This window comes from Steroidobacter flavus (genome assembly GCF_042651805.1).
Classification (GTDB): domain Bacteria; phylum Pseudomonadota; class Gammaproteobacteria; order Steroidobacterales; family Steroidobacteraceae; genus Steroidobacter; species Steroidobacter flavus.
In genome coordinates, this window is sequence record NZ_JBHSDU010000003.1 from 3,502,076 (window position 1) to 3,525,458 (window position 23,383).

The following is a 23,383-nucleotide window of genomic DNA, read 5'->3' on the forward strand; positions in this document are numbered from 1 at the left end:
GGCTCATGCCGACCGTTCTTTAGCTCTCCCTTCCAGCGATACCGCTAACATTTCTTGCCGTCGTGACTGGCAATGAGCGAGAATTATCATAGTTGATCGAAGTTGGCTAGAGGCCGATCATGCGAGTCGCTCCTCGACCGCGGCCGGCGACGATCGATTCGAGCAGGCGCATAAAGCAGACAAATATCTCTGCGACAGCGTCTGCCCCGGCGTCGGCGAGGACGCCGTGGGTCGCGACAAAATACTTATTTTCCAGGGGTTTCATGCATGAACGATCAAGATTCCGGCGGCCTCGATCGGCGCGCTGTGCTCAAGTCCGCAGGTGCCGTGGCACTGGGATTGGCGAGCACTGCCTATGCGTCCGCACCCAGAAAGCGCTTTGCCGTGGTCGGAGTGGGCTCGCGCTCACGCATGTACACGACCGCGATCACGGGTAAATTTCGCGACTCCAACGAACTCGTTGGAGTGAGCGATAACAATGCGGGCCGGGCGGCGCTCGCCGTCAAGACCATCGCCGCGACCGGGGCGGGCAAGCCAAAGGCGTACAGCGCGGCCGATTTCGATCGCATGATTCGCGAAACCAAGCCGCAGACGGTGATCGTCACGTCGCCCGACGCCACTCATAACGAGTACATCATCCGTGCGCTGGACGCCGGTTGCGATGTCATTACCGAAAAGCCGATGACGACGACGGCCGAGAAAGCGCAATCCATTCTCGATGCCTGCAAGCGCAACGGCCGCAGCGTACGGGTCACGTTCAACTATCGATATTCACCGCCGCGCACCCAGGTGAAAGACATGCTGATGAACGGTGACATCGGCGATGTGCTGTCGGTGGACTTTCACTGGTTGTTGAACACGGTGCACGGCGCCGACTATTTCCGTCGCTGGCACAGTAACAAAGCCATCTCCGGCGGCCTGATGATTCACAAGGCCACGCACCATTTCGATCTGGTGAACTGGTGGCTGGGCGCGCAGCCGGAGACGGTCACCGCGATCGGTAAGCGGGAGTTCTATACGCCGACCATGGCCAAGCGCATGGGGCTGAAGAGTCATCACGAGCGCTGCCGGACCTGCCCCGAACAAAACGCCTGTACTTTCTATTTCGATCTCGCGGCCGATGCCGGCTTGAAGGCGCTGTATCTCGACAACGAACAGCACGACGGTTACTTCCGCGATCAGTGCGTGTGGCGACCGGAGATCAGCATCGAGGACACGATGAATGTCGCGGTTCGTTACGACACGGGCACGACCCTCAGTTACTCGCTCAATGCGTTCAATGCGTGGGAGGGGTATCACATCGCGTTCAATGGCACGAAGGGGCGTCTGGAACATTCCATCGTCGAGCAGGCGGGTGTCGCGGGGGCCGATGAGACGCAGGGGAAGATCAAAGACGATGGCGTGACGACGCGGATCATTCCGTTGCGAGGCGAGCCGCGCGACATCGAGCCCTGGACCGGCACGGGCGGTCATGGCGGCGGCGACGATGTGATGTTGACGGAAATTTTCGGCGATGCGCCGGCGGACAAATACAAGCGTGCATCGGATCAGCGCGGCGGGGCTTACTCGATTCTGATCGGCATCGCGGCCAATCAATGTTTCAAGACCGGTCAGCCGGTGCGGATCGATGAGCTGGTGACGGGGCTGACGCCGCCGGATCGGGCGCCGATGCCGAGTCGCACGGCATCGTTGCCGATGCCGATGCGAGTGAAGATGCCCTAGTTGGAAATGGCGAGGGCGCTCGCGTTAAGCGCGAGCGCTCTTTGTCGCCGAACGCCGACGCTTCGCGCCGAATGCGACAGCCGCGCCCACCACGAGCAGTCCGACTGTCCCAGGCTCGGGAATGTTATTGGTCGAGGAGACCCCGACCAGGCGCAGGTTTTCGCCGCAGGTGCCCAGGCAAATCATGTTCTGCCCCAGGCCGATGTCGGCGATGAACGAGAAGGCGTGGCCGATGGGCGCATCGATGATCGAAGTGCGCACCAGCTGAATGAAATAATCGCCGGACTCCCAGCGAACCACGTCTTCATAAAACGGCTGGGTCGGATCGGGGCCGAGAAACTGACGGAAGCTGGTGCTTTCGTTCGGCAGCGACAGATCCGAGGCGAGCTCTTCGCTCGTGCCGGCCAGGCGCGCGTGGAAATAATCGAGCTGATAGTGACCGAACCAGGGGTCGCTCGGGTTGGTGTGCAGGCCCTGATCCTGTTGCGTGACCAGCACGCCGCTGCCGTTCAGGTAAGTGGCCTGCTGGTCCACGTCATATTCCATCGTGAACCGAAAGGTGGGGTCGTCGCCGTTTTCGTAACTGCGACCGTCGCCAAAATATCCGTACGTGTAGTAAACGGGAACGGCCGATGAGGTCGCCGACCACATCAAGCCCACGCACGCTGCCCAGAGACTCGCCTTGCGCATCATCCGGTCTCCCTGTCGTCAACTCACTTTAGGAGGTCTGCTCGCAATCATAAGTGAAATCGCGGAGCACAGCTGCAGTGTACGCGTGCTGTCGCCGAGCGCTACTGTCGTGATTCGTGACAGCAGGAAATTTACCTGCACTTTGCGCTGACGCGTCCGTAAAACGGGCAGGCTCGGTATCATTGCGTGCATGACACCGTTGCTGACTTTGAAAGTTCACGAGCAGTTTCAGAAAGCGTTGCGTGCCGGCGCCGCCGAGTTGACGTGCTCTCTCGATCTGGATCGCACGACGACGAGCGTGACGCTCGAACAATCCGGCTGGACGTGGCAGGGGCAGCGCTATCCGTATCTGGAGAAGTGCAAGGAGCGCACTGTTTATTACTGGCGAGACGGCGAGTTCGCACCGGTGTCGCGTTTCGGTTCGTCGCTCATCAAGTTGGTGCCGACGGACTGGGGTCCGCCGACGTTCGAGATCGACGGCATCAAGATGCTGGTGAGCGAGAAGATTTCGCCGTATCAGGATGCGCAAGCCAAGGTCGCCTTGATCGAGCCGCGCGGGAAAACCATCCTCGATACGTGCGGCGGTTTGGGTTACTTCGCGGTGTGGTGTCTGGCGGATGCAGCGGCGCAAATTATTTCATTCGAAAAAAATCCGGATGTGATCTGGTTGCGCAGTCTCAATCCCTGGTCGCCACCGGTGGGTGGCGCGCTCAGTCTCACTCAAGGCGATGTCTCGGAGAAGATCGCCGAGTTACCGGATGCATCCGTCGATGCGATTCTCCACGACCCGCCGCGCTTCGGTATCGCCGGCGAGTTGTACTCCCAGGAGTTCTACGATCAGCTCGCGCGAGTGTTGAGGCGAGGCGGACGAATGTTTCATTACACCGGCACGCCCAACAAGCTCACGACCGGTCGCGATGTGCCCAACGAAGTCGCGACTCGACTGAAGCGCAGCGGCTTGAAGACCCGGCTGCACGGCGACGGCGTGCTGGCGAGCAAGGGCAGCCGCTAGCGGCGCGAGATTTTTCCGCCAGTCCGGGATCTGACTCGCTCGCGATGCGTTACCGGGGCAACGCAGTGTTTTCGTAGGAGCGCCGCCATGTCATCCGCTAAGGCCACCACCGACCACGACACCATTCGCCACTGGGTTGAGAAGCATGGCGGCTGTCCCGCGCATGTGAAGAGCACCGGTGGTAAGCAGGATCCCGGTATTCTGCGTATTGATTTTACCGGCTTCTCCGGCCAGCAGACGCTCGAAAAAATCTCGTGGGATGAGTTTTTCGAATCTTTCGACGCCAACGAGCTGGCGTTCCTGTATCAGGACGAGGGCCGCTTCAACAAGCTGGTCCGGCGCGACTCGGTTCGGGATCAGCTGCAGTAGGCGACGAATGGCCCGATATCGATAAAAATACGTCCGATCTCCAAAATCCAGCCAGACCGCACGGTCGAAATGACGCGGCTGCGGTGGTCGATTCTGCACTTCGGTGTCACACTCTCTGCAGGCTGGTGGGGGTGATATATATGAGTGCAGATCGGGCTTTGCGCGATCCGCTGGATGACCTGACCCGCGAACAGGTCGAGGCCGCATTGGCGGCTCATCAAGGGCGGCCCGGGCCGCTGTTACAGATTTTGCATGACGTTCAGGACCGGCTCGGTTATGTGCCGCCGGCCGCGATCCCGCTGATCGCCGAAGTGTTGAATCTGTCGCGCGCCGACGTGCACGGCGTGGTCACTTTTTATCATCACTTCCGGCAGGCGCCGATCGGGCGTCATGTCATCCAGGTATGTCAGGCGGAAGCTTGCCGCTCCATGCATTGTGAGAAGCTGACCGAGCATGCTCAACGCAAGCTGGGTGTCGAGATGCATGGCACGACTGCGGATGGTCGTTACACTCTCGAGCCGGTGTATTGCCTGGGCAACTGCGCTTGCAGTCCGGCTGTGATGATCGACGGCGAGTTGCACGGTCGCGTGACGCCGGAGACCTTTGACGCTTTGATCGCGCCGCTGTCATGAATATCAAAGTCTATGTACCGCGGGATGCAACCGCGCTGTCGTTGGGTGCGGGTCGAGTCGCTGCCGCCATCGATCGCGAAGCTCAGCGCCGCGGTTTGCGAGTGCAACTGATCCGCAACGGCTCGCGGGGCCTGTTCTGGCTCGAGCCACTGATCGAAGTGGCCACCGCCGAAGGTCGTCATGCGTATGGGCCGGTCACGGTCCAGGATGTGCCGGGCCTGTTCGATGCGGGCTTTCTCGATGGCAAGGCGCATCCGCTACACCTCGGGCTCACTGAAGAGATCAAGGAGCTGAAGAGTCAGCAGCGTCTGACGTTCGCGCGCGTCGGCATCATCGATCCGGTTTCTGTCGATGACTATGTTGCTCACGGGGGCTATGCAGGGCTGAAACGCGCGCTCACCCTGTCGCCAGGAGAAATCGTCGACGCCGTGACTCAGTCCGGCCTTCGCGGCCGCGGTGGCGCGGCGTTTCCGACCGGCATCAAGTGGAAGACGGTGCTCGATCAGCCGCCTCAGCAAAAATATGTAACGTGCAATGCCGACGAAGGCGACTCGGGCACGTTTGCGGATCGGATGCTGATGGAAGGCGACCCGCTCATGCTCATCGAAGGCATGACGATCGCGGGCATCGCGGTCGGCGCGACTCAGGGCTATATCTATCTACGAGCCGAATATCCGCATGCACATCGCGCCTTGATCGAGGCCATCGCCGCAGCTCGCGCGAGTGGCTATCTGGGTAGCAATATTCTCGGCAGCGGCAAGCAGTTCGAGCTCGACGTGCGATTGGGCGCGGGCGCCTACATTTGCGGCGAAGAGACGTCCATGCTCGAAAGCCTGGAAGGCAAGCGGGGCGAAGTTCGGGTCCGTCCGCCGTTGCCGGCGATCAAAGGCTTGTTTGGCCGGCCCACGATTGTGAACAACGTGATCTCGCTCGCCTCGGTGCCGGTGATTCTCGCGAAGGGTGCGGACTTCTACAAAGATTTCGGCACCGGTAAATCGCGCGGCACGATTCCGTTGCAGCTCGCGGGCAACGTCAAGCACGGCGGTTTGTTCGAGCGAGCGTTCGGTCTCACACTTCGCGAACTGATTTATGACTACGGCGTCGGCTCCGCCTCGGGGCGCGAGATCCGTGCCGTGCAGGTGGGTGGTCCGTTGGGCGCTTACATTCCAGCGTCGCAGTTCGATACGGCCATCGACTATGAAGCGCTCAGCGCGATCGGCGCGTTGCTGGGTCATGGTGGCGTCGTGGTGTTCGATGACACGGTCGATATGGCTGGCATGGCACGCTACGCGATGGAGTTCTGTGCGAAGGAATCGTGCGGTAAATGCACGCCGTGCCGTATCGGCTCGACCCGCGGAGTGGAGCTGATGGATCGCGTGCTCGCCAACGTCGATCGCGAGCGCAACTTGCAGCTGGTCGAGGAACTGTGCGACACGATGCTGCACGGATCCCTGTGTGGCCTGGGCGGAATGACGCCGTTCCCGGTGCAAAGCGCGCTCAAATATTTTCCTGAAGATTTTCGCAAGACTGTGCAGTAGCCGGAGTTAGTAGCCATGCACGCACTCGATTACATCGATCCAGGCACACCGGCCGTGCCGGAGCCCGTCGATGGAGCACTCAAGCAAGTGACCGTCGAGATCGACGGCTTCACCGTCACCGTGCCCGATGGCACCTCGATCATGCGAGCGGCCTCGCAGCTCGGGAATCAAATTCCCAAGCTGTGTGCGACCAGTTCGCTCAAGGCGTTCGGCTCGTGCCGCCTGTGCCTGGTGGAGATCGAAGGCCGTAAAGGTTATCCGGCGTCGTGCACGACGACCGTCGCCGAGGGCATGAAGATCCGCACGCAGAGCGAGAAGCTCGGTCAGCTGCGCGGCAATGTGCTCGAGCTGTATCTCTCCGATCATCCATCCGAGGCGGAGTGCTGTTCCAGCAATAACCGCTGCGAGCTGCATGAAATGGCGGCGGCCGCGGGGGTGAGCGAGTCGCGCTACGCATTGCCAGGCGTCGATGGGATTCCGGCCGGTCGCACTCATCAGCACTCGGTGAAGGACGACAGCAATCCTTACTTTGTCTTCAATCAAGACGCCTGCATCGTCTGCTCCCGCTGTGTGCGAGCTTGCGATGAGGTTCAGGGAACGTTTGCATTGACCATCGAAGGCCGCGGCTTCGATTCCAAGGTGTCGGCGAGTCAGTCCGAGTCGTTCCTGGACTCCGAATGTGTGTCCTGCGGCGCTTGTGTCGAGGCGTGCCCGACAACAGCGCTCACTGAAAAATCTGTTCTCTCGCTCGGCCGGGCCGAGAGTGCGGTGGCCACCACGTGCGCCTACTGCGGTGTCGGCTGTACCTTCAAGGCCGAGATGAAGGGCGAGCAGGTCATCCGCATGGTGCCGTATCGAGACGGTCATGCGAATCACGGTCATGCTTGCGTGAAAGGGCGCTTTGCCTACGGCTATGCCACACACGCCGATCGCATCACCAAGCCGATGATCCGAAGCAAGATCACCGATCCGTGGCGCGAAGTGAGCTGGGACGAGGCGATCAACTATGCGGCTGCCGAGTTCAAGCGGATCCAGGCGCAGTATGGTCGGGACTCGGTGGGCGGAATCACTTCCTCCCGCTGCACCAACGAGGAAACCTTCCTGGTTCAGAAGCTGGTGCGTGCGGCGTTCGGCAACAACAACGTCGATACATGCGCGCGTGTGTGCCATTCGCCCACGGGCTACGGTCTGAAGAATACGATCGGCGAGTCGGCGGGTACGCAGGAATTCGACTCGGTGATGCATGCCGACGTGATCATGCTGATCGGCGCCAATCCCACCGAAGGTCATCCGGTGTTCGCTTCTCAAATGAAGCGCCGGCTGCGTCAGGGTGCGAAGCTCATCGTCGTCGATCCTCGTCAGATCAAGCTGGTCCGGACGCCTCACATCGAAGCGGACTATCACTTGCAGTTGCGGCCGGGTACGAACGTCGCGCTGATGAATTCGATTGCGCATGTCATCGTGACCGAGGGCCTGGCGCACGGTGAGTACATCACCGATCGTTGCGAAACGCAGTCCTGGGAGAAATGGAAGGCGTTCGTCAGCGATCCGAAGAATTCGCCCGAGGCGATGGAAGCGGTCACGGGTGTGCCGGCCATGGCCGTGCGTGCCGCCGCCAAGTTGTATGGATCGGCCGCGAATGGCGCGATCTACTACGGCCTCGGTGTCACGGAACACAGCCAGGGCACGACGATGGTCATGGCCATCGCGAATCTCGCTATGGCCACGGGCAACTTGGGCCGCATCGGTGTCGGTGTGAATCCGCTGCGCGGTCAGAACAACGTGCAGGGCTCGTGCGACATGGGCTCGTTCCCGCACGAGTTCAGCGGTTATCGCCATGTGTCCGACGACGCGGTTCGCGCGACGTTCGAGTCGGAGTGGGGCGTGCAGCTGCAGTCCGAGCCGGGTCTGCGCATTCCCAATATGTTCGAAGCGGCGCTCGATGGCAGCTTCCGCGCTGTCTATGTCCAGGGTGAGGACATCGCGCAGTCCGATCCGAACACGACTCACGTGACCGCGGCGTTGAGCGCGATGGAATGCGTCGTCGTGCAGGATCTGTTCTTGAACGAGACCGCCAAGTTCGCGCATGTGTTCTTCCCGGGCTCGTCGTTCCTGGAGAAGAACGGCACGTTCACGAACGCCGAGCGTCGCATCGGTCGCGTGCGTAAGGTCATGCAGCCGCTCGGTGGCTTGGAAGATTGGGAAGCCACGGTGCGTTTCTCGAATGCGCTCGGCTATCCGATGAGCTACACGCATCCGTCGCAGATCATGGATGAGATCGCCGCGCTCACGCCGACCTTCACCGGTGTGAGTTACGAGAAGCTCGATAAGCTCGGCAGCATCCAGTGGCCGTGTAACGAAGCGGCGCCCGACGGCACGCCGACGATGCACATCGGGCAATTCGTGCGCGGCAAGGGCAAGTTCTTTGTGACGGACTATGTCCCGACGCGCGAGAAGACGACGAGTCGCTTCCCGCTGCTGCTGACGACCGGTCGCATCCTCACACAATACAACGTGGGCGCGCAGACGCGTCGGACTCACAACGTGGTGTGGCACGACGAGGATCGGTTGGAGATTCATCCGCACGATGCCGACGTGCGCGGCATTCTCGAAGGCGACTGGGTTGGCATTGCGAGCCGAGCCGGCGAGACGGTGTTGCGTGCGCAGGTGACGGATCGGGTGCAGCCGGGCGTCGTCTATACGACGTTCCACTTCCCCGAGTCCGGCGCGAACGTCGTGACCACCGACAACTCGGATTGGGCGACGAACTGTCCCGAGTACAAAGTGACGGCAGTGCAGGTCGTGAAGGTCAATCAGCCGTCGGAGTGGCAGAAGCGGTATCGCGAGCTGACCGAGCGAAACACGCGCATTCGGCGCGGTGCTGGTGTGCATGTCTGACGTCCGCGCCGCGCCGGCAACGAGCCGCGAAGTCACGGTCCATCGCTGGCGCGATGGCGATGTCGAGCGCGTTGCCGATCAGGTCGCCGAAGAATTGCCGGTGTCGCTGGTGTTCAACGGCGTGCCGCATGTCGTGATGCTCGCGACGCCGGCGAATCTGGAAGATCTCGCGGTCGGGTTCACGTTGAGCGAGAGCATCGTCGGCTCGCCCAGTGAGATCGTCTCGGTCGAGTCGGCGATTCGTGAAGACGGGAATCTGGAAGTGCGCATTGGCATTACTGCGTCCAGGCTCTCCGATCTGCTGCGGCGTCAGAGAAACATGACCGGTCGTACGGGCTGTGGTCTGTGTGGCGCGCAGACGGTGGAAGATGCGATTCGCCAGCCAGCGCCGGTGCAGGGCGGTGTGAATGTCGATGTGGATTCGCTGCACGACGCGCTGAGAAATCTGCGCGAGCGTCAGGAGATCAATCTACGGACGGGCAGCGTTCACGCGGCGGCCTGGGTGATGCCGGAGTCGGGCATCAAGCTGGTGCGTGAAGATGTCGGTCGTCATAACGCATTGGATAAGGTCATTGGCGCGGTGGTCCGGGCCGGTGGCGATTTCAAATATGGATACTTCGTGGTGACCAGCCGCGCGAGTTATGAAATGGTTCAGAAGGCGGTCACGGTCGGCGGCACGTTGCTCGCCGCGGTGTCGGCTCCCACGGCGTTCGCCATTCGCATGGCGGAGTCCGCGGGGCTGACGTTGGTCGGCTTCGCACGTGAGCATCAACACGTGGTCTACGCTCATCCTTCGCGACTCTTATGCACATCGACTACTTAGTTCGCATGGCCAACGACATCGGTGCCTTCTTCGCCAACGAGGAAGACAAGAAGGTCGCGGCCGCGAGTATTCATCAGCACATCCATCGATACTGGGATCCCCGGATGCGCTCGCGGATCGTCGCGTACTACAAGGAAACGGGCGGCGACGAGCTCGAAGGTCCGGTGCGAATCGCGATCCAGCGGCTGGCCGAGGAAACAGCCGCCAAGGCTTGATCTAGATCAAACCGAACTCGCGCATGGCGGGCTCGAAGTTCTCGTTGCTGTGGCCCGGGCGCGTTAGTTTGAATATCGAGAAACGTTGTAGCGGGCTCAATGCGGCCCACTGCGCCGGTGTCGGCGGCGTGACATCGCGCTCAATCGAGTAATCCACGACGCGCTGAGGCACGCTGTTCGTGTCATTCCATTCCGCGCCATCGTCTCTTTCCAGCAACTGCGCCGGCGCGCTGGTCCGGGTTTCGATCACGCCCATGACATAGCGGCCGTAGTCGTCGATTTCATTCGGCGTATCGCAGTCCTGCGCAACCAGCTGTTCCCGCTCGTCGAGCGAGAAATGATTCCATTGTTTCAGCGACACTTTGACGCCGCACAGATCCAGCTTGCGTCGCACGGCCATGGGAATGCAGTACAACGCGCCGGCAAAATCCTTCTCGAACTGGAAGATGGTCGAGGTCGTGTTCATGCCGGCATTCTACACCCGCTAAAAAACCAGGCCCAGCGGTTGCCCGCCAGGCCTGGGTGCATGTCAGGTCGCGGGGACCTGGATGCGCACCATGTCCTTCAACATGCCGTCGAGTCCGCCGAACACGGTCAGCTTGTCGACCTTTTCGGTGACCTTTTCCAAGGTCTCGAGCTCCTTCAGGCGCAGCAGCGTCGGGTTCTCTTCCATGAGCCGTGCCGTGTTGAGCAGAGAGCGCGTTGCCGCGGTCTCTTCTCGGCGCTTGATCAGGTTCGCTTGCGCCACCTTCTCAGCCTCCACGACCCGGTTGAGAATTTCCTTCATCTCTCCCGGCAGGATCACGTCCTTGATGCCCACGCTCGCCAGTCGAATGCCGTGCTGCTCGATCTTGCCGCGCGCCGAGGTCTGGATCTCACGATCCAGCTCGCCCTTCGCACCGAGCAATTCATCGAGCGTCCGGCTGCCGATGGCTTCACGCAATGCGAACTGCAGCTCCTTGTAAACAAACTCCACGAAGTTCTGCAGGACCGAGCGCGCCTGCACGACGTCTTCCACCTGCCAGAGGGCGGTGAGGTTGACGCGCAGGCTGACCTTGTCTCGAGTCAGGATGTCCTGCCCCGACACTTCCATGGTCTGCACACGCCGATCGACCTGCTCGACCTTCACAGTGCGCTGGAACTTCCAGAACGCGTGCAGGCCGGGCTCGAGCAGCCGGGTGAACTTACCGTCCACGATCAGCAAGGCCACCGACGTATCCGGCACTTCCACCGAGCTGATCGCTTCGTTGACCTGCGCGAGCAGCGGCTGCTTGGCGCGAGCCAGCAGCTTGGCGACGCGCGCCGGCACGTCGACATCCTGTGAGATATCGATCTTCTCGACCTGCACCTCGATCGGGCCCTTCCAATACAGCTGACGCTTGCCGGGTGCGAGCACGCCGGCGAGCTTGCCGTTCTTATAAACGAGACCGGCCTCGCTGTCGGTGAGCTCGACGATGTCGAAGTAACGTTCCATCAGCGCTCGAGCTTCCTTGATCAGGACGTCGACGCGCGGGTGTTCGAACTCCGGCACCGTGAGGTCGTAGAGCTGAATCGCGACATCGGTGAACGGCGCGGTCAGCCAGTGCTTGCCCGGCTCCAGCACGCCGGCAAAGGTCTTGTTCTTCCATACCAATGCCCGCTCGTGCTGGGCGATGAGAACTCGCTTGATCGTCATAGGGCCTCCTTGTTGTTCGCCCAGAAAAAATAAGTCCGAGGCCACCCCACGCCTGTCGCGCGGTCGTCGCTTTCGGTGCGGTCATCGCCGATGCGGGCGATCGTCGTCATTGCTCCCGCCTCCCTGCGCGAGCAAATATTCAACGAGCGCTCCTCATCGGGCCCGGCCGCATCGAGCATCGACGCTCAAGGCTTGGCACGCGTTGCGGTTCATTGCTGACCGCAGGGGCGCCTCGGGTGCGAAGCTTTCGCTTCGCGGGGAGATGCAACTGGCATCGACAGGGGGATTCGAACCCCAGCCTTTCGGCTTTACCGCGACTTTTTAAGAGTCGTTAGCTGCAATAGAGGGAATCGAACCCTCGACCGAGCAGAAAAACTGCTTGCTCTATCCAGCTGAGCTACATTGCATGGTGGTGGATCAGGCAGGCGTCCTGCGCGGTACACACAGCAGCAGCGCTGCAGCGTGCCAGTGTGGTGGAACCCACAACCGCTGACACAGAGACGACAACCAGACCGTGGTATCGATGCACGCTCGCGCGCTCATCGAAATTCTTGTTAGCGGCGGACGGAAACATTCCGTCCGCCGATGTTTCATCCGTTCAAGTGCAGTCGCGAGCTTCGCGGCACACCCAGGAGCAGAAACTCCATCTGGTCGGCCAGAATCTTACGATTGCTCAGAATGAACGCCTCGTATCGGTTCGGCACGTACGGCACATAGTGCAGCTTCATGCCCGCCGCTTCGGGAGTGCGGTCCGCCTTGCGGTGGTTGCACGCCTTGCAGGCAGCGACCAGGTTCATCCACGAGTCCGCGCCGCCCTTCGATCTCGGCACGATGTGCTCGAGATCGAGTTGCTCAGCGCGAAAACGCTGCGCGCAGTACGCGCAGATATAACGGTCGCGAGCCAGCAGCATGTCCTTGTTCAAGGTCGGCACCACATCGAAGTGCCGGATCATGAAATCCCGGCCCTTGATGGCGATGATCGAGCTGGCTCGAATCATCGACTGCAATCCGGTCAGGCGCTGCGTGCCCCCGTGCAGCACGAATTCGTGCTGACCGGCGGCCCACGCGATCATGTCGGTGGCGTAGTACTGCGCGGCCTGACGAACGTTCAACCACCGGTGCGGAGCGCCGGCGACGTCAAGCGCGAGAATGTGCGGACTCATCGTTGCTCCTCCTGTGTCCAGTGGCCAAAACGCATGAGGGCAGCCTCACGCGTGCGTGCTTGAAACAAAAACCTCGCGGGCGAGGCATTTCGGAGAGAGGGGTCGCCGAGCGGTGGCTCGTGCGACATGGCTCCTGCGATGCCCCGTCCGGCTTACGCCTTCGGGGCAGAGCCAAAGGCGGTTACCAGCGACCTGGGTACGACGGGCAGCCGAGCACGCCGCGAATAAAATCGCGTTGCGTGTTGTTCGAGGCGTTGCCGTGTCTCAGGTGCATGTATTCGGTGGATTGACGAAAGTTCAAACCGGCGGCGAGTCTAGCAATGGAATATTTCAATCACAACTATTTTTATATTTCAAATCTTAAGATCGACCTATCAAGACCGGCCCAGGGCCTTGCGTAATGTTTCATTCGCCCGGGCCAGGGTCGCGGCGCTCGCCGGGTCGCTCCGGGCCTGTTGAGCATTGGCCAGTGCCAGCAGAGCGTCGCCGATATCGGCGCTCCCCGACGGATCGCGAGCGACGCGTTCAGCCAGGGCCAGGGCCTGCTTCGCTGAAGCGATGGACCGATCGACGTCGCCCAGTTGCAGATAAATCTTGCTGGCGGTGGCGAACGCGGCACTGGCGCCGGGCGACAAATCCTTGTCGGGGGCGTAGCTCAGTTTGGCGAGCGAGGCTTCGATGAACTGGCGGGCGGCTTCATAGTTGCCGCGGGCCATGGCCAGCTCCGCGCGAGTTCGCAGCAGGTCGCCGAGCCGGTCGCGATTGCCATTCTCGTTCGCCATCCAGAGCTGTTCTGCATCGGCGAGCTTTTCTTCGACGGCGTCGAGTTGTTTGCTACCCAGCAGTGCGCGGCCCAATTGATGGTTGGCATTCGCTCTCAGGAACTGGCTGTCGAGCAGCTTGGCCTGTGAGCTGGCTTCGTTCAGCACCGCCACGGCTTCCTCCCATTTGCCCAGCCGTTGCAACGTCGTGCCATAAGAAACGCTGTACGCGATGGGGATGGGCTGCGCGCCACGCAAGGAACGGATGCGCTGCATGGCTTCCGCGCCGACCTTGCGGGCATTCTCGATCTCGCCCAGCCGATATAACAGCGAGGAGCGATTGATCATCAAGGTGGCTTTGGCGAGCGTGCCGCCCCGGCCGTTACGATCCAGGGCGTCGCTGGTGAGCAGATTGAGCTCCAGCGCTTCTTTATAACGAGCGGTGTTGTAGTAGATGCCGCCCAGATCGGTGAGCACGGCGTTGTAGCGCAGGCCGCGCGTGTCATCGGAGCGTTCCAGTAAATCCTGCGCCTCTTTCAGCCTCGCAATGGCTCCAGCCCGATCGCGATTCATGTGCGCGATGTCAGCTTCCGCGCGCAAGCAATCCACGCGGGTGGAAACTGGCGTATGGCCGAGCCGTTGCATGGCCTCGCGAGCCAGCGCCATCCGGCGGTCCGCTTCCGAATAGTTATTCGCATCCAGTTCGGTGCCAACCGCCGCGCATTGAACGGCGGCGATCAACTCGTCGTCCTTGAGGTCGCGGGCGATGGTATCGGCCCGCTGCAGCACTTCGAGTTGCTTGCCGGTGTTGTGCAGGTCCATGTAGCGGCGGGCCATCTGTAACAACATGCGCGCCGCGAAACGTGGGTCGTCGCTATATTGTTTGTCGAGCAGATCGAGGCCGGTATCCACCAGCTCGATCGGGGTCAGCGCGCGGCCTTCCGGGCCGACCGATTCCAGCATCAAGCTCATGAACTCGTTCGACGCCTCGGCTCGCTGTGCCTGATAGCGAGCCTCGTCACGTTGATGCGCGATCTCCTTGGCTTGGTACGCCATCACACCGCCGAACGCGAGCAGCGAAACGAACAAGCCCGACACCAGCGCCAGCGCGAGGCTATGGCGCACGGCGAATTTGCGCATTCGATAGGCAACCGACGGCGGGCCGGCGAGGACCGCCTCGTTCGCAAGATGCCGGCGCACGTCGGCCGCGAACTCCGCAGGGGAGCCGTAGCGATTGTTTCTATCCTTCTGCAGCGCCTTGAGCACGATCCAGTCGAGATCGCCGCGCAGGCGCAAGGACAACTGTCGCGTCGTGAGCCGGCGGTATTCGGCGACACTGTCGAGAGCTTGCGAGCTGGTCTTGACCCGCGTGCTCGGCGCCTGCGGATCGAACGTCAACAGCTCGTGCACCAGCTGCGCCGGGCTGGAATCGTGATTCGCAATCTTGAAGGGCAGGGTGCCGGTCAACAGCTCGTGGAGCACGACGCCGAGCGAATAAACATCCGAGCGCGTATCCACGTCCAGCGGCGACAGCTGCGCCTGCTCCGGGCTCATATATTCGGGCGTGCCGATGAGATGACCGATCCGGGTGTGAGCGCGGCTGGCCTGGGCGCCGGGCGTGACTGCCTTGGCGATGCCGAAGTCGATGACTTTCGGCACCGGCCGGCCATCGAGCTCGCTGACCAGCAGGTTGCTGGGCTTCAAGTCGCGATGGATGACGCCTTTCTGATGGGCGTGCTGAACGGCATCGCAGATTTGTAGGAACAATTGCAGGCGCGCATCGATGCCGAGCCGGTGCTGGTCGCAGTAACGATTCAGGGGAATGCCAGCCACATATTCCATCGCGAAGTACGGCTGGCCGGACTCAGTCGTGCCCGCGTCGATGATGTGAGCGATGCTGGGATGGCTCATCAATGCCAGCGTCTGCCGCTCCACCTCGAAGCGGGCGATGACGTCGCGCGAGTCCATGCCGGGCTTGATGACTTTGAGCGCCACGCGTCGGACCACGGGCGTGATTTGTTCGGCGAGATAGACCTCGCCCATCGCGCCTTCGCCGACTCGTTCCAATAATTTGTACGGGCCGATCCGCCGCTCGCCACGCCCCGGCAGGGGAGGTGTGCGTCGCTCGAGCGCATGGTCGCGCTCGGCGGCATCGTGAGCTTCCAACAAACGGGTGATCCGCTCGCGACTCTCGTCATCGGGACAATGTGCCTGCAGCCACTGTGCCCGCTGTGTCTTGGGCAGATCGACGCAGGCATCGAACAGCGCACGCTCGCTTTGCAAATTCATGCAATCAACCTGCGGCTATGGGCGATGTTGTTGGATGTGCTCGCACAGCCAGGCGCGGGCGAAGGTCCAGTCACGTTTGACGGTGGCGGGGGAAAGATCCAGCGCCCGCGCCGTGTCCTCGATGCTCATGTTTGCAAAGAAACGGAGCGATACGACTTCGGCCAGCCGCGCATCTTCCTTGGCGAGTTGATCGAGCGCGTCGTTGACCGCCAGAACATCCATATCTTCTTCCGGCGCGCTGATATCCAGATCCGACAGCGTGACGCGCTCCTGACCGGCGCCGCGTTTCTCCGCATGTTTGCGGCGGGCGTGATCGACCAGCACCCGGCGCATGGCTTGAGCGGCCGCGCCGAAAAAGTGTCGACGGTTTTGCCATTCGCCCGAGCCAGGGTTGAGTCGCAGATACACCTCGTTGACCAGCGCGGTGGGCTGGAGCGTATGACCGGAGCGCTCCTTGCGCATGCTCGACTCGGCGAGCAGGCGCAGCTCGTCATACACGGCCTGATACAGCCGCCCGATGGCCTCTTTTTCTCCGCCGCCGGCCGCATCGAGCAGGCGGGTCACATCGCTGCCGGACATATCTCTAAATTTTTCGGATTTCCCGTGAGCCTTTTCGGCGGACCGCTGCGCATGGGTCAGCAGGAGACATTTTAGTACGACTCAAACTCAGTGGAGTAGACCATGACTTTCGATACACGGCGAGGCGGATTACTAGCAACGACGATCGCGGCCCTGATGCTGGCGGCTTGTGGCGGCGGTGGAGGTAGCAACGGCGGCGCGGGTTCGAGCGGCACCGGCAGCGGCGGCTCTGGCTCGGGCGGCTCGGGCGATACCGGCACGGGTGGTGGTGGCAATCCAGCGCCCGGCGGCGGTGGCGACACCGGTTCCGGCTCGAGCTCGCCGAATCCGGTCATCTATATCGCCGATGAAGACGCGGATGACATTTGGGAGTTGTATCTGGCCGATGCGAGCAGCCCGACCGGCTCGACCAAGTTGAACGGTGCCCTGGCCACCGGCGGCAGCGTCGATCAATTCGCCGCTACGCCAAACGGTCAGGCCGCCATTTATATTGCCGACGGTTCCGTTTCCGGTCGCTACGAGCTGTACTCGGTCAACCTCGCCAGCCCTGGCGTGGCGACCAAGCTCAATGCGCAATTGCAGACGAACCGCGACGTGCGCGACTTCATCGTCAGCCCTGACGGCACCAAGGTCGTGTATCGCGCCGATGTGACGGACGACATCTATGAATTGTTCCTGGTGGATCTCGCCCACCCTGGTGTGGCCACGAAGTTGAACGCGCCGTTGGTTGCCGGTGGTTGGGTTCGAGACAACTATCAGTTCAGCCCCGATAGCACGCGAGTTCTGTATCGTGCCGATCAGAACACCGTGGAGGTGTACGAGCTGTTCATCGCTAACATCTCAAACCCCGGTGTGGCGCAACGGGTGCATCCCCAGATGGGCCCCGACCGTGATGTTTCTGATGAGTTCGAGTTCAGCCCCGACGGTGCACAGATCGGCTACGTCGCGGACCAGGACGCGAACGACGTGCTGGAACTCTACACCGTCCCGGTGTCGAATCCCGGCACGAGCGTGAAGCTCAACGGCGCGATGACGTCCGGTGGCGACGTGTGCCGGTTTCATTTCGCGCCCGATTCGGCTCGCGTTGCTTACTGCGCGGATCAAACGACCGACGGCGTGGTCGAGTTGTACACGGTGGCGCTCAACGCGCCTGGCGTGTCGACCAAAATCAATCCGCCGCTGGTCGCGGGCGGTCGCGTCACGACGTTGTATGAATTCGGGCCGCAGAGCGACTTCATTGTCTACGTGGCCGAGCAGAATACGGTCGGTCGTCCGGAGTTGTATCGAGCCGAGCTGTCGATGCCGGGCCTGTCGACCAAACTGAGCGCGCCGATGGTGGCGGGCGGCGGCGTGGTTGCATTTGACATGCGCCCGGATGGCACGCGCATCTCCTATAACGCCAATCAGGAAAACGCGGCTGTGTACGAGTTGTATGAAGTGAACTTCGCCAGCGCCGGCGTTGCCACCAAGCTCAGCGCGCCGATGTCCTCATCGGGCGTGATGTGGTTCGAGTACACCCACGCGGGCGATCGTATGGTGTACACGGCGGATCAGGAGAGCGCCGCGGCCGAGTTGTATCGGGTGGAGATCAATGCGCCGACGATTGCGGCCAAGATGAATGGCGCCCTGGTGACGGGCGGTGAAGTCTCTGACTTCATGATCGTGCCGTGATCGATGACGGGCGGCGTCGTGTCGGCGCCGCCCGTGTTCATACAGTCACGCAGCGATTGCGGCCTTCTTGTTTGGCTCGATACAACGCCTTGTCGGCGCGGTCGAACGCGGTGCCGGCGGTATCGTCGGGCAACAATGCAGTGACGCCGCTGGAAACAGTGATGGAGACCGGCGAGCCGCGAAAGTGAAAGCCGATCTCGGCAATGGCGGCACGGATGCGCTCGCTGAAGCGCGAGGCATCTTCCAAATGCGTGCCGGGCAGAATCATCACGAATTCCTCGCCGCCGTAGCGGGCGATGAAGTCGGTCGAACGGATCCGGCTGGCAAAGCAGTCGGCGACGACTTGTAACACCCGATCGCCGGCGCGATGACCGTAGCTGTCGTTGATGCGCTTGAAATGATCCACGTCCCACACCGCAAGACAGGTCGCTTGTTTGAAACGACGCAAGCGATGCAACTCGTCCTCGACGCGTTTGTCGTAGGCCTGGCGATTGGGAATGCGGGTCAGCACGTCGATGGTCGACGCGCGCTGCTCGTCTTGTAACTGACTCTGCAGGCGCGTGGCTTCGGCTTCCAGTTCGAGGATGCGGGAGCGCATCTGATCGCTGCGGGCACTGATGGCCGCGGCGAAGGTCGCCTCACGCTGCCGGAACTCCTGCAGATGTTTGTCGATCGAGTCCATGCGTTCGCGGACCTGCTGACGGATCAGTTGCAGATCCTTGGCGCTTTCCACGCTTTCGCCCATGGCCTTGATCTCGCCGGCCAGCTGCGTATTCAAGGTTTCGCTGCTGGCGTGCGACTGTGCCTGATTCTGATGTTGTTCGGCCACGAACTGTCCGATCTCATCCAGCTTGCCGACCATGTGGCCGAGCAGGCTCTCGATTTCCTGGTTGGCGCGCTCCAGGTGCTGAATGCGCTTGCCGACCAGGTCGGTCAGCGACGTGAGCACTTCGGGCAGCTGCTCGGCGGTCAGCGCGGGCGACAATTTCTCGTCGATTGCGTCCGCCTGCGCGACCAGCTCAACGTCGCGACGAAGCTCGGCGACCAGCGCGGCGAGAATGGCACGCACGCGCTCGTCGTTTGCAGCGAACGCCTGCGATGGAGTCGACGAGGCGACAGGCGCCGGCGGCACGGGATGATCGAGCGCGCCGATGGCGTCGGTGAGCGCGGGGGTGAGTTTCTCCAGCTCTTCGGCCGTAGTCTCGCGACGGATGACCGCCTGCAGCTTTCTGATCTGCTCATCCAGCGGCGGCGCCAAGCCCAGCGCGGCCGTGCAAAGCCGCCCGACCAGCCGCTTGAGCGCCGTTTCCATGGCACGAAACTGCAGCTGCTGCTCTTCCAGCCGCCCCAGGCTGTCGTAGTACTTGGTCCGCCAAGGGTCAGTATCGGTGCCAGTCGTCACAATACATACTCAAGAGGTCCGCGCTGATTCTGTCTGTTGCCTGTTTCGGCAACTGCGACGCAGGGCGTGATACGTAGTCATCGAATCGTTGGGCCGATTTCTTGAGTGAAGTGGCTCGCAAAAAGCGCAATGAAGGCGCCGCCAGTCAGGCGGTTCAGGGTTCCCCCGAATGGCGACGGTCCCTGACAGGATCTGACAGGCGTGCCGTCTACACTTCCGGGCAGTCAACCACAGCGTTTCATCTCGAGGAGGCCGGCCGATGTTGAAGACCTACCAGGGCAGCTGCCATTGCGGAGCCGTTCGCTACGAAGCGGACATCGATCTGAGCCAGGGCACGACCCGGTGCAATTGCTCGATCTGCAAGAAGAGCCGGTACTGGGGCATCGTGATCAAGCCGGAAGCATTCCGGCTGCAGACCGACGAAGCGCAACTCACCGACTACCAGTTCGGATCGCGGCAAGGGCACCAGCTGTTCTGCAAGAGTTGCGGGTTGCGCTCCTTCAGTCGTGGCAACGTGCCGGAGATCGGTGGCGCTTTCGTGTCCATCAACATCGCGTGTCTCGACGGCGTGTCGGATGAGGAACTGGCGGCGCTGCCGATTCGCTATCTCAACGGTCGCGACTATGACTGGATGCACGAGCCGAAGGTGATCAGCTATTTGTAGGTGGCTTTTCTTGGATTGCCGTGGCCGTTGAATCACAATGGCCACCCATGAAAATCATCGCCTCCGACGCGGGCCGAGCGAAATCGTGGCGTGCCGCGCTGGTCGATCGTCAGAACGAGCTCTGGCAGCGGGTGCGCAATCATGGCGAGCAGCGCCGCCACCATCTTTCTGAGCGTGCGACCGGTGTGCTGGCGGATGCCGTTCAATGGCTCGCCGAGCTGCCCGAGCATTCCATCCACGCCGTCGTCACCGATCCGCCGTACGGTATTGTCGAGTTCGAAGAGAAAAATCATCGCAAGCTGCGCGCGGGGCGGGGCGGCGTGTGGCGTATACCGCCGTCTTTCGATGGCGCCAAGCGCAGCCCGTTGCCTCGATTCACGGTGCTCTCGCAGGAGGAAGTCAGTGCTCTCTATAACTTCTTCGGTGCGCTCGCCTACGGTCTGAATCGGGCGCTGGTGCCGGGCGGGCACGTGTTCCTCGCGTCCAATCCGTTGCTCTCGACGATGACGTTTCATGCCTTCCAACGGGCGGGCTTCGAGAAGCGCGGCGAGATCATCCGGCTCGTGCAAACCCTGCGAGGCGGCGATCGTCCCAAGGGTGCGGAAAGAGAATTCTCCGAGGTCTCGATGATGGCCCGCTCGTGCTGGGAGCCCTGGGGCTTGTTCAGAAAACCTTTCGAAGGCACCGCCGCCGATAATCTGCGCAAGTGGGGCACGGGCGGTCTGCGGCGCATCTCCGGTGAGGAGCCCTTCAAAGACGTCATCACCTGTTCGCCGACGCGCGGTGTCGAGCGCGAGATCGCGCCTCATCCTTCGCTCAAGCCGCAACGTTTCCTGCGCCAGATCGTGCGCGCGGCGCTGCCTCTTGGCATCGGCATTGTTTACGACCCATTCGCAGGCAGCACCTCTACGCTCGCCGCCGCCGATCATCTGGGCTATCACGCCATTGGCACCGAGCGCGATGTGACTTACTTCGCAATGGGTTGCAAAGCTTTCCCGAAACTGACGGCGCTGACGCTCGGCTGAGCGCGGCCCGCGCCGAAATCATCCTCGAAATCGTCCCTTCCGACGAAGCCCGGTCCGGCCGCCGTCGTTAAGAATTCATCCTGTACAAGAGTCGCTGTACAGGGGGAATCATGAGACGCCTTAGACTAGGGAGGGCGTGGGCCGCGCTTGCGGCTGCGCCCATATTGTTGATGGCTCAGGGAGCATACGGGCAGACCTTGCCGTTGCTCGATCAGACCGCGCTTCGCTCGCCCTTGATGGCGGGGTGTAATGGTAAGCCGGACAGCACGCCGCTGGTGGTGGACCCACGCTCGCTGGTGACACCGAGTGTGAATACCAATCCGAACGCGGCCATTCAGTTCAACGCTTATTTCGTCAATCTTCACAATCCACCGCCGCCGTTCGTGAATCGTAAGCCGCCGCGGCCGACGACTTGCGGCGAGTTTCGCGCCAGCGCCACTCGTGGGCGTATCAACCTCGAGGAGCGACAGTTCTTCCAGCCGATGGCGCTGGCGATCAGCTATCACTTCATCTATCAGCAATGGGGCTATCTGGTGCGTCCGCCAGATTTCGAGGAGCAGGTGGCGAAGCGCTATGGTTTGTATCCTGCGCCGTTCCGCAATCCGTATCCGCTGCCGGGCGAAGATCCCAACACCACCAATGGCGGGTCCGGACAGCTGCCGTTGGGCCTGATTCAAGGCAAGGATGACAACGGCAAGTGGACGGGCCTGATCGGCGCGTCGTGCTCCGCCTGTCACGACTCGCGACTCGGCACCACTACCGAAGCCTCGTTCAAATGGGGTCTGCCCAACAGCGCGAACGATGCGGGCTTGCTGGCGTCGGACATGTTCCGAACCACACCGATCACCACCCTGGGTAACTTGTTACCTATTCCGTGGAGCAACGGACGTGGCAGCTCGGATGCGATCGGTCTGATCTCGTTGTTGCCGGCACTGTTCGACATGGAAACTCTGACGCTGGCGCCGAGCCTGCTCGAGTATGTTGCCGACAGTCCGCACGCAGGCATGACCAAGGCGCCGGCCTGGTGGGCTCGTGCGTTCAAGACGCGCCAGTTCTGGGACGGCTCGCTGTCCTCGGACAACGTGCACTCGGAGATGGCGTTCGGTGTCGCGAATATTTTCCGCGATGCTACCGCGCGCCGGAATCTCGAGGATGAGTTCGAGGACATCAATAACTTCCTGATCTCGCTGTCGCCAGCGACCTATCCCAAGACCATCAACACGACGTTGGCGGAGCAGGGCGCGGTGATTTATCACGAGCGCGATCTGTGGGCAGGCGGTGCCAATGCGGCCATTCCGAAGCCGGCCGGCAACGGTTCGTGCGCAAGCTGCCACGGCGTTTACTCGCCTCGGCACGCGGCGGACCCGAACTATCTGCCGGATCCTCGTTTGAAAGGCGTGGCCGCAGTGGTCACTCCGATCGAAACGATTCGTACCGACCCGCAGCGTATGCAGCTGATGGCGGACGAGCGTCAGCGTCGCGCCTGGAACAGCGGCTGGTGGGCGTACAACGAGCTCAGCCCGGACTGGACCGGCTATCCGTCGGACAGCATCATCGAAAGCGAGCTGCGTCGCGTGCCGCGCTCCATTTATAACAACGGCGGACCGATCTACTCGCCGCTCGGCCCCAATATCTGGGAAGACCCGATCGGTTACATCGCTCCGCCGCTGTATGGTGCCTGGGCTACGGCGCCTTACTTCCACAACGGCAGCGTGCCGAATCTGTGGGGCGTGCTGAAGCCTGCGGATCGTCCGAAGGTGTGGAAGCGTCCGTACACTGCAACGGGGGTGTTCGGGAAGAACGCGGGTTATGACTACAGCTTCGCGTCGTACGATTGGCAGAAGCTGGGCTGGAAGTACACGGCGGTGAATTGCAGCAACAATGTCTTCACCTCACCGTTCCTGCCTTGCTCGGCTGGCATGGCGACGATCGATATCCTGTATTCGATGTGGGATAACGTCGCGGCTCAGTATCTGAACCTGGCGTACCAGACGCCGCCGCCGGTGACGGATCAGCAGATCAAGTCGCGTATGGTCTATAACAGCTATCTGTATGGGAATGGCAACGGGGGTCATGACTTTACGCAGTCTCTGACCGATTCGGAGCGGTGGGCTTTGATCGAATATATCAAGACTTTGTAACTTTCGTTTCACGCCGCGTACGCGATTTCGCTTACGCGGCGTTTCTTTTGTTTTGCCCTCCCGCCCGCCCTTTCTTGTTGGCGCTGCGCGCCGGCCTCTTTAGTTTCCCACCCA

At 61.5% G+C, this 23,383-nt stretch carries 19 protein-coding genes and 1 tRNA gene; 12 read left to right on the plus strand and 8 right to left on the minus strand.

The genetic code is table 11. From position 1 onward, the window contains the following. Nucleotides 1-267: 267 nt before the first annotated feature. Nucleotides 268-1,722, plus strand: coding sequence for a Gfo/Idh/MocA family protein (locus ACFPN2_RS20840; protein WP_380600003.1), 1,455 nt, complete (start codon nucleotides 268-270; stop codon nucleotides 1,720-1,722). 24 nt (nucleotides 1,723-1,746) lie between these two features. Here ACFPN2_RS20840 and ACFPN2_RS20845 read toward each other — a convergent pair whose 3' ends face one another. Then, nucleotides 1,747-2,415, minus strand: a complete 669-nt coding sequence (locus ACFPN2_RS20845; protein WP_380600005.1) for a PEP-CTERM sorting domain-containing protein — start codon at nucleotides 2,413-2,415, stop codon at nucleotides 1,747-1,749. A 187-nt stretch (nucleotides 2,416-2,602) separates the two neighbouring features. On the opposite strand from ACFPN2_RS20845, the gene ACFPN2_RS20850 reads away from it, so the two are divergent. From ACFPN2_RS20850 to ACFPN2_RS20880, 7 genes are all read left to right on the plus strand, one after another. Continuing rightward, a complete protein-coding gene (locus ACFPN2_RS20850; protein WP_380600007.1) occupies nucleotides 2,603-3,424 on the plus strand; it encodes a class I SAM-dependent methyltransferase in 822 nt (273 codons plus the stop codon). 87 nt (nucleotides 3,425-3,511) lie between these two features. After that, complete coding sequence (locus tag ACFPN2_RS20855) at nucleotides 3,512-3,793, plus strand: hypothetical protein (protein WP_380600009.1); 282 nt, start codon at nucleotides 3,512-3,514, stop codon at nucleotides 3,791-3,793. A 140-nt stretch (nucleotides 3,794-3,933) separates the two neighbouring features. Next, entirely contained in the window at nucleotides 3,934-4,425 is a 492-nt protein-coding gene (locus ACFPN2_RS20860) for a formate dehydrogenase subunit gamma (RefSeq protein ID WP_380600011.1), read from the plus strand. Next, nucleotides 4,422-5,963: a formate dehydrogenase beta subunit gene (locus ACFPN2_RS20865; RefSeq protein ID WP_380600013.1), complete on the plus strand. Its 1,542-nt coding sequence runs from the start codon at nucleotides 4,422-4,424 to the stop codon at nucleotides 5,961-5,963. Before ACFPN2_RS20860 ends, ACFPN2_RS20865 begins: the two co-directional genes overlap by 4 nt. A gap of 15 nt (nucleotides 5,964-5,978) precedes the next feature. Beyond that, complete coding sequence (fdhF, locus tag ACFPN2_RS20870) at nucleotides 5,979-8,861, plus strand: formate dehydrogenase subunit alpha (RefSeq protein WP_380600015.1); 2,883 nt, start codon at nucleotides 5,979-5,981, stop codon at nucleotides 8,859-8,861. Beyond that, nucleotides 8,854-9,684, plus strand: coding sequence for a formate dehydrogenase accessory sulfurtransferase FdhD (gene fdhD / locus ACFPN2_RS20875; protein ID WP_380600017.1), 831 nt, complete (start codon nucleotides 8,854-8,856; stop codon nucleotides 9,682-9,684). Before fdhF ends, fdhD begins: the two co-directional genes overlap by 8 nt. A 5-nt stretch (nucleotides 9,685-9,689) precedes the next feature. Continuing rightward, nucleotides 9,690-9,899 carry a formate dehydrogenase subunit delta gene (locus ACFPN2_RS20880; protein ID WP_380600019.1) on the plus strand — a complete coding sequence of 70 codons (210 nt, stop codon included), beginning with the start codon at nucleotides 9,690-9,692 and terminating at the stop codon, nucleotides 9,897-9,899. Between the two features lies 1 nt (nucleotide 9,900). Here ACFPN2_RS20880 and ACFPN2_RS20885 read toward each other — a convergent pair whose 3' ends face one another. The 6 genes from ACFPN2_RS20885 to ACFPN2_RS20910 all read right to left on the minus strand — a co-directional run bounded on the left by ACFPN2_RS20885 (nucleotide 9,901) and on the right by ACFPN2_RS20910 (nucleotide 16,366). Then, entirely contained in the window at nucleotides 9,901-10,365 is a 465-nt protein-coding gene (locus ACFPN2_RS20885; RefSeq protein WP_380600021.1) for a nitrate reductase associated protein, read from the minus strand. 63 nt (nucleotides 10,366-10,428) lie between these two features. Then, on the minus strand, nucleotides 10,429-11,574 hold the full coding sequence (locus ACFPN2_RS20890) for a slipin family protein (RefSeq protein WP_380600023.1): 1,146 nt from the start codon (nucleotides 11,572-11,574) through the stop codon (nucleotides 10,429-10,431). A gap of 335 nt (nucleotides 11,575-11,909) precedes the next feature. Next, nucleotides 11,910-11,981 (minus strand) — tRNA-Lys (locus ACFPN2_RS20895). 183 nt (nucleotides 11,982-12,164) lie between these two features. Further along, complete coding sequence (locus ACFPN2_RS20900) at nucleotides 12,165-12,737, minus strand: HNH endonuclease (protein WP_380600025.1); 573 nt, start codon at nucleotides 12,735-12,737, stop codon at nucleotides 12,165-12,167. 374 nt (nucleotides 12,738-13,111) lie between these two features. Further along, nucleotides 13,112-15,787 (minus strand): protein kinase domain-containing protein, encoded by a 2,676-nt coding sequence (locus tag ACFPN2_RS20905; RefSeq protein WP_380600027.1) that lies wholly within the window; start codon nucleotides 15,785-15,787, stop codon nucleotides 13,112-13,114. 15 nt (nucleotides 15,788-15,802) lie between these two features. Next, entirely contained in the window at nucleotides 15,803-16,366 is a 564-nt protein-coding gene (locus ACFPN2_RS20910) for a sigma-70 family RNA polymerase sigma factor (RefSeq protein WP_380600029.1), read from the minus strand. 102 nt (nucleotides 16,367-16,468) lie between these two features. On the opposite strand from ACFPN2_RS20910, the gene ACFPN2_RS20915 reads away from it, so the two are divergent. Then, nucleotides 16,469-18,037: a TolB family protein gene (locus ACFPN2_RS20915; RefSeq protein ID WP_380600031.1), complete on the plus strand. Its 1,569-nt coding sequence runs from the start codon at nucleotides 16,469-16,471 to the stop codon at nucleotides 18,035-18,037. A gap of 37 nt (nucleotides 18,038-18,074) precedes the next feature. Here ACFPN2_RS20915 and ACFPN2_RS20920 read toward each other — a convergent pair whose 3' ends face one another. Further along, entirely contained in the window at nucleotides 18,075-19,439 is a 1,365-nt protein-coding gene (locus ACFPN2_RS20920) for a diguanylate cyclase (RefSeq protein ID WP_380600033.1), read from the minus strand. Between the two features lie 259 nt (nucleotides 19,440-19,698). Between ACFPN2_RS20920 and ACFPN2_RS20925 the strand changes: the two genes are divergently transcribed. The 3 genes from ACFPN2_RS20925 (at nucleotide 19,699) to roxA (ending at nucleotide 23,269) form a co-directional block, all read left to right on the plus strand. Further along, the gene (locus tag ACFPN2_RS20925) at nucleotides 19,699-20,103 is read left to right on the plus strand and encodes a GFA family protein (RefSeq protein ID WP_380600035.1); all 405 of its coding nucleotides are present in this window, start codon (nucleotides 19,699-19,701) and stop codon (nucleotides 20,101-20,103) included. Between the two features lie 47 nt (nucleotides 20,104-20,150). After that, entirely contained in the window at nucleotides 20,151-21,128 is a 978-nt protein-coding gene (locus tag ACFPN2_RS20930) for a DNA-methyltransferase (protein WP_380600037.1), read from the plus strand. Nucleotides 21,129-21,238: 110 nt separating this feature from the next. Next, nucleotides 21,239-23,269, plus strand: a complete 2,031-nt coding sequence (gene roxA, locus ACFPN2_RS20935) for a rubber dioxygenase RoxA (RefSeq protein ID WP_465270385.1) — start codon at nucleotides 21,239-21,241, stop codon at nucleotides 23,267-23,269. The last annotated feature ends 114 nt before the right edge of the window (nucleotides 23,270-23,383 follow it).